Source organism: Micromonospora sp. NPDC023644 (genome assembly GCF_040640115.1).
Lineage (GTDB): Bacteria > Actinomycetota > Actinomycetes > Mycobacteriales > Micromonosporaceae > Micromonospora.
In genome coordinates this window covers 157,678-171,049 of record NZ_JBFABA010000009.1, presented here as the reverse complement: position 1 = coordinate 171,049, position 13,372 = coordinate 157,678, and the positions used below count along the sequence as shown (strand labels likewise).

9 protein-coding genes are annotated in these 13,372 nt (G+C 74.8%); 3 read left to right on the top strand and 6 right to left on the bottom strand.

Annotated elements, in window-relative coordinates:
- Window positions 1–21 precede the first annotated feature (21 nt).
- Window positions 22–5,547, bottom strand: coding sequence for an AAA domain-containing protein (locus AB0G08_RS10415; RefSeq protein WP_358085904.1), 5,526 nt, complete (start codon window positions 5,545–5,547; stop codon window positions 22–24).
- A 527-nt stretch (window positions 5,548–6,074) separates the two neighbouring features.
- On the opposite strand from AB0G08_RS10415, the gene AB0G08_RS10410 reads away from it, so the two are divergent.
- Window positions 6,075–7,055 (top strand): hypothetical protein, encoded by a 981-nt coding sequence (locus AB0G08_RS10410; protein ID WP_358085902.1) that lies wholly within the window; start codon window positions 6,075–6,077, stop codon window positions 7,053–7,055.
- 18 nt (window positions 7,056–7,073) lie between these two features.
- Here AB0G08_RS10410 and AB0G08_RS10405 read toward each other — a convergent pair whose 3' ends face one another.
- Window positions 7,074–8,249, bottom strand: coding sequence for an aminoglycoside phosphotransferase family protein (locus AB0G08_RS10405; protein ID WP_358085900.1), 1,176 nt, complete (start codon window positions 8,247–8,249; stop codon window positions 7,074–7,076).
- 40 nt (window positions 8,250–8,289) lie between these two features.
- A complete protein-coding gene (locus tag AB0G08_RS10400; RefSeq protein WP_358085899.1) occupies window positions 8,290–9,519 on the bottom strand; it encodes a multidrug effflux MFS transporter in 1,230 nt (409 codons plus the stop codon).
- Window positions 9,520–9,598: 79 nt separating this feature from the next.
- Between AB0G08_RS10400 and AB0G08_RS10395 the strand changes: the two genes are divergently transcribed.
- Window positions 9,599–10,042 carry a MarR family transcriptional regulator gene (locus AB0G08_RS10395; protein WP_358085897.1) on the top strand — a complete coding sequence of 148 codons (444 nt, stop codon included), beginning with the start codon at window positions 9,599–9,601 and terminating at the stop codon, window positions 10,040–10,042.
- Between the two features lie 82 nt (window positions 10,043–10,124).
- Complete coding sequence (locus tag AB0G08_RS10390) at window positions 10,125–10,562, top strand: VOC family protein (protein WP_358085895.1); 438 nt, start codon at window positions 10,125–10,127, stop codon at window positions 10,560–10,562.
- Between the two features lie 66 nt (window positions 10,563–10,628).
- Here AB0G08_RS10390 and AB0G08_RS10385 read toward each other — a convergent pair whose 3' ends face one another.
- The 3 genes from AB0G08_RS10385 to AB0G08_RS10375 all read right to left on the bottom strand — a co-directional run bounded on the left by AB0G08_RS10385 (window position 10,629) and on the right by AB0G08_RS10375 (window position 13,037).
- Window positions 10,629–11,117 carry a hypothetical protein gene (locus AB0G08_RS10385; protein ID WP_358085893.1) on the bottom strand — a complete coding sequence of 163 codons (489 nt, stop codon included), beginning with the start codon at window positions 11,115–11,117 and terminating at the stop codon, window positions 10,629–10,631.
- Between the two features lie 123 nt (window positions 11,118–11,240).
- Entirely contained in the window at window positions 11,241–11,678 is a 438-nt protein-coding gene (gene yidD, locus AB0G08_RS10380; protein WP_358085940.1) for a membrane protein insertion efficiency factor YidD, read from the bottom strand.
- A gap of 210 nt (window positions 11,679–11,888) precedes the next feature.
- Window positions 11,889–13,037 (bottom strand): hypothetical protein, encoded by a 1,149-nt coding sequence (locus tag AB0G08_RS10375; protein WP_358085892.1) that lies wholly within the window; start codon window positions 13,035–13,037, stop codon window positions 11,889–11,891.
- Window positions 13,038–13,372: the final 335 nt, after the last annotated feature.

Sequence of the window (13,372 nt, the reverse complement as noted above, 5' to 3'; positions counted from 1 at the left end):
CATGTCGGCACGAACTGCTTGTCAGGACGCGTGGGCCGAGGCGTCCACCACCCGGTTGCTGGCGATGGCCAACTCATCGTCGGTGAAGAGCGGACGGAAGCGGGGCCGGATCACCACGGCCTCGGCGGTCAGGTCCACCCGCCCCCGCTCCCACAGGGCGGTGAACCCGTCGGAGACCACCGGGTGGTGCAGGAGCTGCCGGGCGGTGGCGAGGCCGCCCTTCTCGGTCACCATCCGCAGCAGCAGGCTGGCGTGGTAGTTCGCCTCGTCGCGCGCCCGCTCGTACGTACGCACCATCGCCTCGTGGAACGCGGCTTCGAGCGCCCGGCGATCGGCCGATACCTCGACCTCCTCGTCCGCCAGCTCGGCCTTCCGGTCGTACGCCCGCACCATCGCCTGGTGCAGCGTCTCCTCCAGTTCCCGCCGGGCGGGCGTCCCCTGCCCCGCCGGCGCGGGCCGCGACTCGACCGGGCCGCGCTGCTCGGGCGCGGACCGGACCGGCGGCGCGGCCTGGCGGCCGTCGCGGCTCTCGCCGCCGGACAGCCGCAGGAGTCGGGTGACGCTGCGGAAGCGGACGGCGGCGGGGCTGGTGGCCGGGAAGTACTGGACGAGGCCCGCGTGCCGGCCGTGGCTGTCCTCGATCGGCATGTCGCGCTTCATCGACGCCGCGGCAACCACTGCCCGCGCCTCGTGCGGGCGCACCCAGCAGACCAGTCGCGCGCCGTTCGGGTGTGCCCGCTCGACGCGGACGTTCGCCCGGTACTTGCGCGCCTCGGCGGAGGCACTGTCGTAGTAGCGGGCCCACCCCAGCACCTTGCCTTCGTGCCGCACCGGCACGTCGCGGCAGTGCTGGTAGCTGTCCAGGGCGGCGACCGCCTCGTACTGCCGCAGCCAGGCCACGTTCCGGTAGCCGGCGGGCACCGGCACGATCCCCTCGTCCGTCGCCTGGGCCGGCTCCTGAGCCGCTGGTGGGACTGTGACCGGGGAGGGCCTTGTCGGGGGCACAACGCTCGGGCGCGGCTCGTCGTCGACCCTGGGCGCCACCGCGGCGGGGCCGGCCGCCGCCTCCGGGCGGGCCGGCTCAACGGGGAGGGGCGTCGAGGGGCTGGCCGGCCCGTTCGGCTCCTCGCCGCCGGCCGAATCCTTCGCCGGGACGGCGGGAGTGGCCTCGGCGCGAGGCTGACCCACCAGCGGTTGAAGATCCGGTCGAGCTTCGCCCGCACCCCGCTCGACGACTTCCGCGTCGATGACCGGAGCAGCCGTCGGGGACGACACCGCGATGCCCAGCTCGGCGATGCGCTGCCAGAGCGGCTCCAGCGCCGCCTCCGGGTCGCGGCTGAAGACGCTCCCCCGGATGCGGACGAAGACGCAGTTGCCGACCCGTTCCAGCACCGCCTGTCGGCGCATGTCGCTCTCCCACTGGTCCGGCCCGTGGTAGGCGTCACCGTCGCACTCGATGGCGAGCCGCCGCCCGTCCGGCGCGGGGAGGACGAAGTCGATCCGGTACCCGCCGATGCGGAACTGCGGCAGCGGCCGGTATCCCCGGCCCAGGATGCGCCGGAGCACCGCGCGTTCGAAGTCGCTGTCGCAGCGCCTCTCCAGGTCGTCGTACGCCTCGTCGGCGGCGGTGACGTTCTGGCAGTAGGTGAGCAGCAGCCCTCGGGCGTCGTCCTCGCGCAGGTCGGCGGGCTGGACGGAGTGGAAGACCCAGAGCTGGTCGCGGGCGCGGGACGCGGCGACGTTGACCCGCCGGTGGTGGTCGCGCTTGGTGAACGCCGAGACGATGCCGTTGTGCGGTGAGACGACCGTGGAGACGAGCACGACGTCGCGTTCGTCGCCCTGGAAGGTGTACGAGTCGCCGACGCGCAGCCGACGCCGTTCCATCTCCTCCTCGCCCACCACCTCGCGCAGGCGGGTGAGCAGGTAGACGGCCTGCCCGCTGGTGCTCAGCAGGCTCACCACGCCGATGGTGCGTCCCTCGTACGCGGGGTCGGCGACGATCGCGGCGACCCGCTCGACGAGCGCCTCGGCCTCGGCGACGTTGACGTTTCCGTACGCGGGGAGGTCCTGGCGGATGCCCTCGGGGACGTGCACGGCGATGACGGGGTCGCCGATGCCGGCGGGCCGGTCGGTGCGCAGCGGCTCGATCTCGCCGCCGTAGTACGTCTGGCTGGAGAAGCCGATGATCGCCGGTACGGAGCGGAAGTGCTCGGTCAGCAGGATGCGCTCCGGCGAGCGCCGTACGGCGTGGTCGTAGAGGCTGCTCTCCGGGTCGAAGTGCTCGGCGGAGGGCACGTCGACCAGGTGCGAGTTGATCAGGCCGGTGACCGTGCCGACGAACGACAGCTGCGGGCCGATCTGCTGGTCGTCGCCGACGACGACGGCCCGCTCGGCGAGGCTGAGGATCGGCAGGGAGAACATGTCGGCCTGCGACGCCTCGTCGACGATCACGACGTCGAAGTGGGCGCCGCCGGCGAACTGCTCGATGGCCCGGTCGACGGACATGACCCAGACGGGCACGGCGTCGACCGCGGCGTTCATCGCCCGCTGGGCGTGCGCCTGCCACTGGGCGGCGTTCTTGCCCGTACCCTTGCCGATCTTACGCAGGGCGGTGGTCCAGTCGGCGAGCGCGGCGCGGCGCCGGTCGTCGAGCGCCTTGGAGACCTCCAGCCAGGAGGAGGCGACGACGAGTTCCTGGGTCAGCCGGCGGATCCGCTCCCGCGTCTGCTCGATCCGGCGGCCCAGGGCGACGGGGTCGACGCTGCCGACGACGGCGTCGAACCAGGTCTGCGCGCGGCGCCACTGCCAGCGGTGCGGGCAGTCGGCCCCGGTGCCGCCGATCGCGACGGCGCTGCCGTCCTCGATCTGGGCGGTCCAGCCGGGTGCCGCCGGCCGCAGTCGCTCGGTGAGCTGCGCGAAGCGCTGCGCGTCCGGACGCAGCGCGGCGAGCCGGCGTACCTCCGCGAGGGTGCCGTCCCAGCCGCCGAGGTCGGCGCGCTGGCGGCTCTGGTCGAGCAGCCGCCACAGCTCGCTGGCGTCCGTGCGGGACATGCCCTCCTCGAGCACCGTGCCGAGGGCCCGCTCGTCGGCGACGAGCCGGTCGTATTCGAACACGGTCGCGCACCGGGAGACGAGGTCGGTGAGGGCGGTCAGCCGGCGTACGTCGACCGCCTGCTCGGCCCGGGGGACCAGGCGGCGGACGGTGGCGTGCAGGGTGGGCCAGCGGCGGCGGTCCCAGTCGAGCGCGGTGGCGGCGTCGGTGAGCAGCCGGCCGACCCACAGGTCCGGCTGGTCGCCGAGGTCGTCGGAGAGGTTGAGCAGTTGCCGCCACTCGGCCCACCGGGTGTTCAGCTCGTGGCGCAGCCGCAGCCGGGTGACGTACGCGACGACGATGTCGACGTCCTCGGTGGTGCGCAGGGGCTCGCCGTCGATGCGGCATTCGGCGGCGAGCCGGGCGAGGGTGCCCTGGAAGAGCCGGCTGACGCCCTTGCCGCTGGCGAACCGCTGCCGCAGCTCACCGAGCTGGGCGAGGAGGCGGCGCGGCTCGGCGAGCTGCGCCTCGGGGACGCTCGCCTGGTGACCGGCGAGGGTCCGGGCCGCCGCGGTCAGGTCGGCGAGCGCGCGCTGGCAGGCCGCCACGTGGTCCTGCCACATGGTCTGCCAGTTCGGGTCGGCCTGTAGCAGGGTGGCCAGCCGGTCGGTCCACGCGCCCTCCCGGCCGGCGAGCAGGGTCAGCGCCTGACGCAGCTGCCCGACGAGGTCGTCGAGCGCCGGCCGGCCGAACGCCCGCACCTCCGGCAGGACGACCCCGGCGGCGGCGAGCCGGTCGAGTTCCTCGCGGGCGGCGGCGAGCTCGCGCCGCCCGGCGAGGACGGCGGCCTCCGCGGGCAGCTCGGCCGCCGTGGGCAGGTGCCGCAGCGCCTGCGTGCGGTCCTGCCGGACGGTACGCCGGGCGATGTCGAGCAGCTCGGTGAACTCCTCGGCGTCGAGCGGCGCGGCCACGTCCGGCGCCACGGCGTCGGGGATGTCCCCGTAGCGGTCGGCCCGTTCCCGCAGCCAGTTCCCGACGTCGCTCGGCGACAGCCGGATGCCGTCGATCTCGTAGTGCGCGGACTCGTTCTCGGCCATCGTGCGCAGGCCGGCGAGGGCCTGCCCGAGGTCCCGCTCGGCCTCCTCCAGCTGGCGTCGCAGCCGGTCGACGCGCTGCTGCTCGCCCCGCTTGTCGAGGGTCGCGCCTCGGTCGGAGAGTTCGCGGGCGGCCAGTTGGAGCTGCACGAGCTGGTCGGTGGAGCGGCCCAGCACCGCCAGGCACAGCGACTGGATCTCCTGGGGCAGGCCGTCGCGCAGGACCCGCAGCGGGTCCTCCTTCTGCGCCACGACGAGCACCCGCTTGCCGTGCGCCATCAGGTGGCAGATGAGGTTGCGGATGGTGTGGGTCTTGCCGGTGCCGGGCGGGCCCTGCACGGCGACGTTGCGGTGCTGCGCGAGCCGGCGGGCGATGGATTCCTGCGCCTCGTTGGTCGGCAGCGGCATGAGCAGCCGCTCCCCCAGCGGCGCCCAGCGGGCCGGCTGGTCCTGCGGCATCTCCAGCCGGCTCGGCTCGTGGGCCAGGATGGCGGCCAGCGAACCGATGCTCGCGGTGTCGCCGGCGAGCAGCCGGGCGCGCAGCTCTTCCAGGAAGCGGCGCAGCATCCGCTGCCGGGGCCGGACGAAGAGCACGCCCGTGTCGTGCACGTGCGGGCCGGCCGGGGCCGCCGCGCCGCCGTCCCGGACCACGGGGTCGTGCCCGAGGCGGCGCAGCGCCCGCTCGAGGAACTCCACCCGGTCGAGGTCGTGCCAGACGTCGAGGTCGAGCTGGCCGCCGGAGCCGGCAAGGGCGAGCAGTTGACCGAGGTAGCGCTCGTCGAGGCCGGTCAGCGGGTCGGTCTGGAGCCGTGGCGCGCCCTGCGGCACCACCGTGACCATCGACCGGTCGGCGTCGAACTCGATGGCGACCGGGGTCACCACCAGCGGGTACTGCACCCGGTGCCCGGCGACGTCGGTGCGGAGGACGCCGTGGCCCCACACCAGCTCGTGGGTGGCTGCGGCCATGTCGACGCGGTGCTTCAGGTCGAACAGGCTGCGGTGCAGCTGCCGCGTCGACTCCGTACGCCGGGCCTGGTCGGCCCAGGGGCGCCACTCCCGCTCGCGCCACTGCGCGAACCGCTCCTGGAGCCTCCCGATCGTCTCCTCGTCGCCGACGAGCCGGGGTTCGGCCGCGTACGACGGCGCACCGGCCAGGTACGGCGTGAACTCCGCGGGCGTCCTGATCGGTCTCGTGGCGGCGGGCAGGCCGACCCGCAGCCAGCTGGCGCCGTCGGTGGAGACGCCCACCTCGCAGTCGGCGTGCGCGGGGAAGTCGTGCTGCCAGAAGGCGTCGCCGGTGGGCACCGTCCGGGCCGGCTTCTCCATCTGCGCCCGCACGGCCATCAGGTACTCGACCAGCGAGGTGGCCCGGTCCCGGATCAGTGCGGGCGGTTCCGTCGAGGACGTGGAGCGGGAGAGCATGCGGCACCTTTGGTTCTGGTGGATGGACCTGCCACGACGAGGCCGAACCGACCTGTCGTCAGGAGATCGGCCGGCGGGCTCGTCGCACGAGTGGTCGGTCCCGTCCGCGCTGACGCACAGCGCCCACCTCCCCCCTGGCGGTCCCCGGACCCTACCCGCAAGAGTCCTACCAGCGGGACCCCCCGATGTTCCACCGATCGGCCGGCGTCGGCTCACCTGTTCCCGCCGTCAATTACCCGCCAAGTCGATATTGCCCATGTGCAAGTTAGTTGCCCGCATTACACCGTTCCCCTGCTCAGCGGGGGCGGCGGATCCGCGTGCGACACGACGAGGTTCCTCACCACAGCGTCCGTTCCTGATCGGGCCTGGTGCACTCGGCCCGGCAGCACTGTCGCAGACGCGACAGCCGCACCCCTGGCTGCTCCCCACTCTCCATCCACCCGCCGGACGGACCGTGGCCCGGCGGGACGACGAGGGCGCCAACCCGGCGGGCCGTCGCCCCTGTGCGCGGCGGATAGCATCGCGCGATGCAACCGACCTATGTGACCTTCGCCGGACGCTCGGCGGTGACCGCGAACGCCGTCCTGCGCGTCGACCGCGGCACCGCGACCGGGGGGCATCTCACGCTCGACGCCGACGGCTGCGTGGAGATGACGTTCGACGTTCCGGAGGCGGACGCCGACGGGGAGGCCACCCTGGGGATCGTGGCGCTGGTGTCCAGGTCGGGCGGCGCGATCGGGTTCGCGCCGCTCGACATCACCGTCAACGACCGGTGCCTGGTGCACGGCTGGCGCATCCCGGGCGGCGGCGACCTCTTCCAGCAGATGGACTTCGTCGTACCCGCCGGCTGGCTGCGGCCGGGTGCCAACAGGCTCCGGCTCGCCACTGCCGTCGACGCCCGCAGCGTGCTCTGGCTCAACCGGATCACCATCGACGCGGTGTTCGACCGGGACCGGTCCGCGCGGGCCATGGACCAGCGCGAGGCCGAAGAACCGGTGCTCCGGTACGCGACCCGCATCCTGCCGGCCAGGGGCCGCCGGTGGCAGCCCGGCCCGGCAGTCACCGCGTACGTGGACCGGGGCGAGCAGAGCCTGCTCACGGACCTCGCCTGGGCGGACGCCTCCGGCGCGGAGTACGCGGTCACCCTCACCGCCGAGCTGAACGCCTTCTACGGCTGGTGCCGACCGGCTGGCGCGGAGGCTCCCTGTGAGATCCGAGGCGAGCTGACCGGGCGGTGGCGGGCCGATCACCCCGACGCCGCAGTGGCGAGGCGCTGGTTTCAGACGGAGGAGGGGTGGGGCGGCGGCTGGCACCGCTCGAACGAGATCACCTTCGCGATCGGCGCCGACTCGTTGCCGCTGACCAGGGCCAGTTGGCGGGACAAACGCGGCAACAGCGGCACTGTCGCGTTCACCGGCCCCGGCGACGCCTTCGTCGGCACGTACCAGCGGGTGGGCGAGGGCGCCATCGGCTACCGTGGCCGCTCGCCCAAGGTGACCAAGGGGTAAGCAGCACGACGGCGAACCTCACCGCCCGGCAAGCGCGACCGCCTTCTCCAGGTAGCTGTCGACGTCCGTCGCGTGGTAGATCCGCTCGCTCGCCTCGATCCCGTCGAGGAACATCGCGTACACCGCCGCCATCCGCAGTGCCGCGACCGGCCGCAGCAGCTCCACGGCCCGCTCCGGCTCGCACCCCGGCACCTCGGCCCGCCACCGCGCACACCACTCGACGAGCACCGGCGAGGCGGCGTCGTCGGGTAGCCCCTCGGCCAGCCGCAGCGCGTCGAACGCCGGGTGCCCGACGAACGCGTCGCCCCAGTCGATGACCACGTGCCGGCCGGCGTCGGCGCGCACGTTGCCGGGGTGCAGGTCGCCGTGCACGAGCGTCTCCGGCAGCCCGCACCCGCGCACCTCGTCGAGCCGCGCCGCCAGGCCCGCCAGCAGGGAATCCACGCTGGAGGTGTCGTAGCCGGCCAGTCGGTCCCGGATCCAGCCCGGCAGGGCGTGGGCGCGCAGGTCGGGCACGCCCGCCGCGACCAGTTCCGCCGCGTCCGGGATGGACCGCACCTGCACCGGGTGGAAGTCGGCGGCCATCGCCAGGCGTTCCTCGACGGGCGCGCCGTAGCGGTCCTCCCCCGGCACGTGCTCGATCAGCATCCGGCCGTCGCCGTCGTCGGCGAGCAGCGTCGACGTCTTCCCCGGCGCGGTCCGGCCGAGCCAGCGCAGCACCGCGGCCTCGTGTCGGAAGAACGCCGGCACCTGCTTCAGCCAGGCCGTCCCGCCCGGGCCGTCGAGCCGCCAGACCGCCGAGAGGTTCCAGGTGCGCTGCTGGACGGCGGTCTCCGCCGGGCGGCCGAGCCGCCGCAGCTCCCCCGTCGCCCAGGCGAGGCTGCGCGCCGGTCCGCCGGGCTCGGCGTACGGGGCGCGCAGCGGGTCCGCCGCCAGCGGAATCGGCGTCGGTACGAGCGGCGTGGCGGGCGGCGCGTCGACCTGCCCGAGGTACGTGACCGCGCCGCCCATCGGCTGCGGCCCGTCGCCGGTCAGCAGGCGGAGCACGGCCACCTCGACGCCGTACCGCCGGTGGGCCTCGGCCACGACGGGGCCCACCTCCTGCCACCAGGGCGACGGGACGTCGAACGGCGGCAGGGCGCCCAGCGGCGCGCCGGCGGCGTCGACCAGGTCGAGGGTCACGGTGCGGAACACGCCGGCACGCTACCGCCGGCCGCCGGGCCCGGGCGAGGGGTTAACGGCGGGTGCGGGCCAGGGTGCCGACGACGGCGAGGGAGGCCACCGCTGCCCCCGCGACCACCACGGCCATCGGGACGGCGCTGCCCTCGCCGCCCAGCCCGACCAGCGGCGCGGCCATCGCCCCCACCAGCGACTGGATCGTGCCGAGCAGCGCGGCGGCCGTCCCGGCGTGGGCGGGGTGCCGGTCCAGGGCGAGCGCGGTGCCGTTCGGCATCACCATGCCGAGCGAGCCGACGAAGACGAAGAGCGCCACCGCGACCAGCGGCAGGCTGCCGAGGAGCGCGCCCGCGAGCAGGACGGCGGCGGCCAGCAACCCGAGGCCCAGCGGGCGCACCAGCAGCGTACGGGGCTCGAAGCGGTCCAGCAGGCGGGCGTTGAGCTGGCCGGCGGCGACCAGGGCGAGCGCGTTGACGCCGAAGATGAGGCTGAACGCGCCGGCCGAGACGCCGAAGACGTCCTGGAAGACGAAGGACGACCCGGAGATGTATGCGAAGAGCGCGGCGAAGGCGAGGCCCTGCGCCAGCGCGTACCCGAGGAAGATCCGGTCGGTGAAGAGCGAGCGGCCGGCGGCGGCCGTGGCGGCGAGGCCGCCGGTGCTGCGCCGTTCGGCGGGCAGCGTCTCCGGCAGCCGCCACGCGACGGCGGCGGCGAGCAACGCGCCGATCACGGCGAGGGCGACGAAGACGGTACGCCAGTCCCCGAAGCGCAGCACCAGGCTGCCGAAGGCGGGCGCGGCCATCGGGGCGATGCCGAAGACGAGGGTGAGGCGGGAGAAGTACTTCGCGGCCTCGCGGCCGGCGTAGAGGTCGCGGACGACGGCGCGGGCGACGACCACGCCCATGCCGCCGGCGAAGCCCTGCGCGAGCCGCGCGGCGGCCAGGGTCTCGGCCGACGGTACGGCCGCGCAGACCAGCGACAGCAGGGTGTACGCGGCGACGCCCACCAGCACGGGTCGGCGCCGCCCGAAGCGGTCGCTGAGCGGGCCGGTGACGAGCTGACCGAGGGCCATGCCGACGAGGCAGGTGGTCAGCGAGAGCTGGATCTGCGCCTGGCTGGCGGACAGGTCGCGGGTCATCTCCGGGAACGCCGGCAGGTAGGTGTCCAGAGAGAGCGGCCCGAACGCGGTGAGCGTGCCGAGCAGCGCCAGCAGCACGGCGGCGGCCCGCCCGGTGGGGGCGGCGACGCGCTCGCCCGGGCGGACGGGCGGCGCGGTGGCGTGCGGCATGGCGGTCCCCTCACTGACGGCTCGGCCCGGTTAAGGTAGCTCTGACTACAGAGCTATTGCACCGACGGAGGGCCCGACTGTGACGGACGAGACGGTCGACCAGCTCGGCGGGGCGCTCGGCGACCTGCACCGGGTGCTGCGCCGGGCGGCCACCCAACGAGCCGCCCGCACCGCCCTGCCGGACGCCCAGGTGGAGGTGCTGCGGCTGGTGCAGCGGTGGCCGGGGATCGGCGTGCGGGAGGCCGCCGACCGGTTGGGCACCGCCCCGAACACGATCAGCACCCTCGTCGGTGAGCTGACCGCCGCCGGCCTGCTGCACCGGGAGCGGGACCCGGCCGACCGCCGCACCGTCCGGCTGGACCTGACCGACGCGGCGCGGGAGCGGATGGCCGCGTACGGGCGGCACCGGCGCGACCTGCTCGCCGCCGCGCTGACCGAGCTGGACGGCCCGGACCGCGAGGCGCTGCTCGCCGCCGCCCCAGCGCTGCGCCGCCTCGCCGACCGGATGACGGGGCGGAGCTGAGCCACCGGGGCCGGAACGGCCCGCGACTTCGGCGCTACGGTGACGGTGGACGGTGCGGCTCGCGCGTGGAGGTCGTCGGGTGATGGAGCAGCGGATCAGTCTCGTCACGCTCGGCGTCGCCGACGTGACCCGGGCGCGCGCCTTCTACGAGCGGCTCGGCTGGCGCGGCCAGGAGGTCGAGGAGACCGTCTTCTTCCAGGCCGGCGGCCTGGCGCTGGTGCTGTGGGGTCGGGAGAAGCTGGCCGCCGACGCGGGCGTGCCCGACCAGGGCGCGGGCGGGTTCGGCGGGCTGACGCTGGCGCAGAACGTCCGCTCCCGGGGCGAGGTCGACGACCTGCTGACGGCGGCGGCCGACGCCGGGGCGCAGGTGACCGTGCCGGCGCGGGAAACCTTCTACGGCGGCTACGCCGGCTGCTTCGCCGACCCCGACGGACACGTCTGGGAGATCGCCTGGAACCCGGGCTTCCCGCTCGGCCCGGACGGCTCGCTCACCGTCCCCGACCTCGCCCCGCCGGGGTGACGCGCGGTCCGACGGCAGGGGCGGCAGGTCCCGCCACCGCGCCCAGACCCCCGGCGCCGCCAGCCGTCAGGAGGCGACCCGGCGGGGGTACGCGTCGGCCTCCCGCGCCCACTGCTCCGCGGCCACGGAGAGGGCGTCGGCGGAGACGGTGAGCGTCAGCGGGTAGACCGCGCCGAGCGGCTGCCGCCGCATCCACGGCGGCAGGGACTCGTACGCGAACTCGACGGTCAGCGCCAGCCGGCGGCGGCGCAGCACCCAGGCGCGGAAGGCCAGGTTCGGCTCGGTGAAGCGCACCACCGCCGAGGGCTCCGCCGGGTCGCCGGTCGTCTCGGCCTGCTGCCGCAGCCAGCCCGCCAGCACGTACGCCTCGGCCACCGTCAGGCAGGGCGTGAAATGCGACCAGGCCTGCCCGTCGGCGGTGCGGGCGTCGGTCTCGACGAGCAGCCAGTCGTCCCAGTCCGCCGCCTCGTCCGGGTCGTCCGGCGGCTCGACCCCGGGCTGGTAGCCCACGGGCCGCATCCTCACCCGGGCGCCGTCGTCGGAGCGGATCTCCATGCTGCCATCATGACCGATCCCCGGGGCGACGATGAGGCATCCACGCAGCTCAGGGGCACACCGGCGGGCAGCGCACCGGGTTCACGGGTGCCCGGTCAGCGCACCGGGTTCACGGGTGCCCGGTCAGCGCACCGGGTCGTGGGTGCCGCGCGGCACGTCGGGCCGGCAGCGGCGCAGCCGGTCGGCGGCCAGCCGCCCGCCGACGGCCAGCCCGTACCGCTCCACGGCGGCCAGCCCGTACGCGCTGCACGTCGGGGTGAAGCGGCACTGCCCGGGCCAGCGGTGCGACAGCCAGCGCCGGTAACCCAGGATCGCGGCCCGCCCGGCCCGGTCCACCAGCGGCGCCCGCCCGGCGGCGGTCCTCGGCGGCGTCGACGCCCGCCCGGGCGCCACGAGCCGGGCGAACAGCGCGCCGAGGGTGAGCAGGAACGAGAAGAGCCCCAGGTCGCAGCAGGGCACGTCGCAGCTGGGCATGTTGCAGTTGCACGCGTCGCAGTTGTCGAAGTAGTCCTTCTTCTTCTTGCGACGCCGGTCGCCCTTCAGGTTGATCACAGGAAACATCATGCGCCGGCCGCGCCACCCCCCGGCCGGCCGGTCGCCGGGCCGGTCGGCGGGTGCGGGGTCGTACGACGCTGTCGAGCTGAGTCGTCTACGACATCAGCTCGACAGCGTCCCGCATGTGGATCCTCCGCTGGCCGCAGCCGTGGCAGGTCTCCACGTTGAACGGGACCGATGTCCGGTCCGGCATGCCGGCCGCGTCGGCGGCACCGATCAGCGCCAGACCGTGCGGCGCACCCCGTCGTGCGCGGCGCAGGCGTCGCGCCGCCCGCCGGTGAGGCTGACCGAGCCGTCGCCGCACTGCACCAGGTAGCCCCGGCCGGCCCAGAACTCGGGCGTGCAGTCGAACCAGTCGCAGATCTCGACGGCCGGCCTGCGGACGCGGTCGCCGCCGCAGAAGTCGTACCCCATCGGGTTGACGGGGGCGCCGCAGAGCCGCTCGCGGGTGGCTGTCGGCGAGGGCGGGGCGGTGCCGCGTCGCGGCTTCGACGCGGCCGGCGACGCCTTCGCCGGCGCGGCCGGGAGGGCGACGGGTGGGACGGCGGAGGCGCCCGGCGCGGGGGTGGCGGCGACGGCGACCTCGGAGCCGGTCGGGTCGGAGGGGTCGGTGTCCAGCAGCGCGGCGGGCACCAGCAGGGCGATGCCGGCGGCGACGGCCACGGTGCGCCGGCCGCCGGGCACGAACGCGAACGGCCGGGCCTGCGCCGGGGTGGCGATCAGCGGCCGGAACGGCTTGAGCTGCGCGTGCTCGGCGATCGCCTCGTCGAGCTGGTCGAGCACCGCGCCGCGCTGCTCGATGGCGTCGGCGAAGGCCAGGGTCAGCTTGAACCGGAAGTCGGCGGCGACGTCGGCGGGCAGCATCAGCCCGGAGGTGCGCCGCCGGTCCAGCACCTGCATCAGGGTGACCGGCGCGTGCGGGTCGTGGGCCAGGCCGGTCATCTTCCCGTACGCCCAGTCGCGCCGGCCGCGACCGCCGAGCAGCACCAGCCGGCGGTTGGTGATCACCGCCATGCCGGCGTCGGCGACCCGGATGCCGTCGGGTTTGCGGGGCCGCGGCGGCGCGGCCGTCGGAGCGACCGTGAGGTCGGGCGCGGGCAGCACGGTGGTGTGTCGGACCTCCACCAGCTGCGCGGCCGGCAGCACCCAGAACACCACCTCGTCGGGCGCCAGCTCCAGGGGCAGGCCGGCGCCCGCCGCGGCCGAGCCCTGGAACTCCTCGGCGAGGGTACGCAGGCGGCGCAGTTCGTCGTCGCGTCGTCGCCATGCCTTGTCGGCGCTGCGGAACTCCCGCCGCCGCCGTTCGTTCTGCCGGTGCACCCACCGGTACCGCCACGTGGAACCCGTCGAATCAGTCCTTGCCACGCCGACTCCTTCGCCGCGCAGGCCACCAACCGGGGTGTCACAGCTGTCAACTGTGACAACGGCCGGCGGGGACACGCCGCAACGGGCAAAATGACCGAACGACGGGCGAAAACGGACGTTAGGTGGATTTCGTCGAGTCGCTTCGCGTCCATCGGGCGTGTCCGGCGGCGCGCCCCACCGCACCGGACAGCCGCCACGAAACCGGCACCGGCCACGGTCGATAGGCGCCGGTGTAGATCTTGGTACGAAAGGGCCCCCGGAGGGGCCGTTTGTTGCCAAGATCTGAAAGGAGGCCAGGTCCGGACCGCACCACCCCGAACCGCGCAGCCGTGCAC

Coding starts and splice junctions, on each gene's coding strand:
- yidD (WP_358085940.1), bottom strand. CDS start 11,678: ATGTTTCCTGTGATCAACCTGAAGGGCGACCGGCGTCGCAAGAAGAAG.
- AB0G08_RS10390 (WP_358085895.1), top strand. CDS start 10,125: ATGGAGCAGCGGATCAGTCTCGTCACGCTCGGCGTCGCCGACGTGACC.
- AB0G08_RS10410 (WP_358085902.1), top strand. CDS start 6,075: ATGCAACCGACCTATGTGACCTTCGCCGGACGCTCGGCGGTGACCGCG.
- AB0G08_RS10400 (WP_358085899.1), bottom strand. CDS start 9,519: ATGCCGCACGCCACCGCGCCGCCCGTCCGCCCGGGCGAGCGCGTCGCC.
- AB0G08_RS10385 (WP_358085893.1), bottom strand. CDS start 11,117: ATGGAGATCCGCTCCGACGACGGCGCCCGGGTGAGGATGCGGCCCGTG.
- AB0G08_RS10415 (WP_358085904.1), bottom strand. CDS start 5,547: ATGCTCTCCCGCTCCACGTCCTCGACGGAACCGCCCGCACTGATCCGG.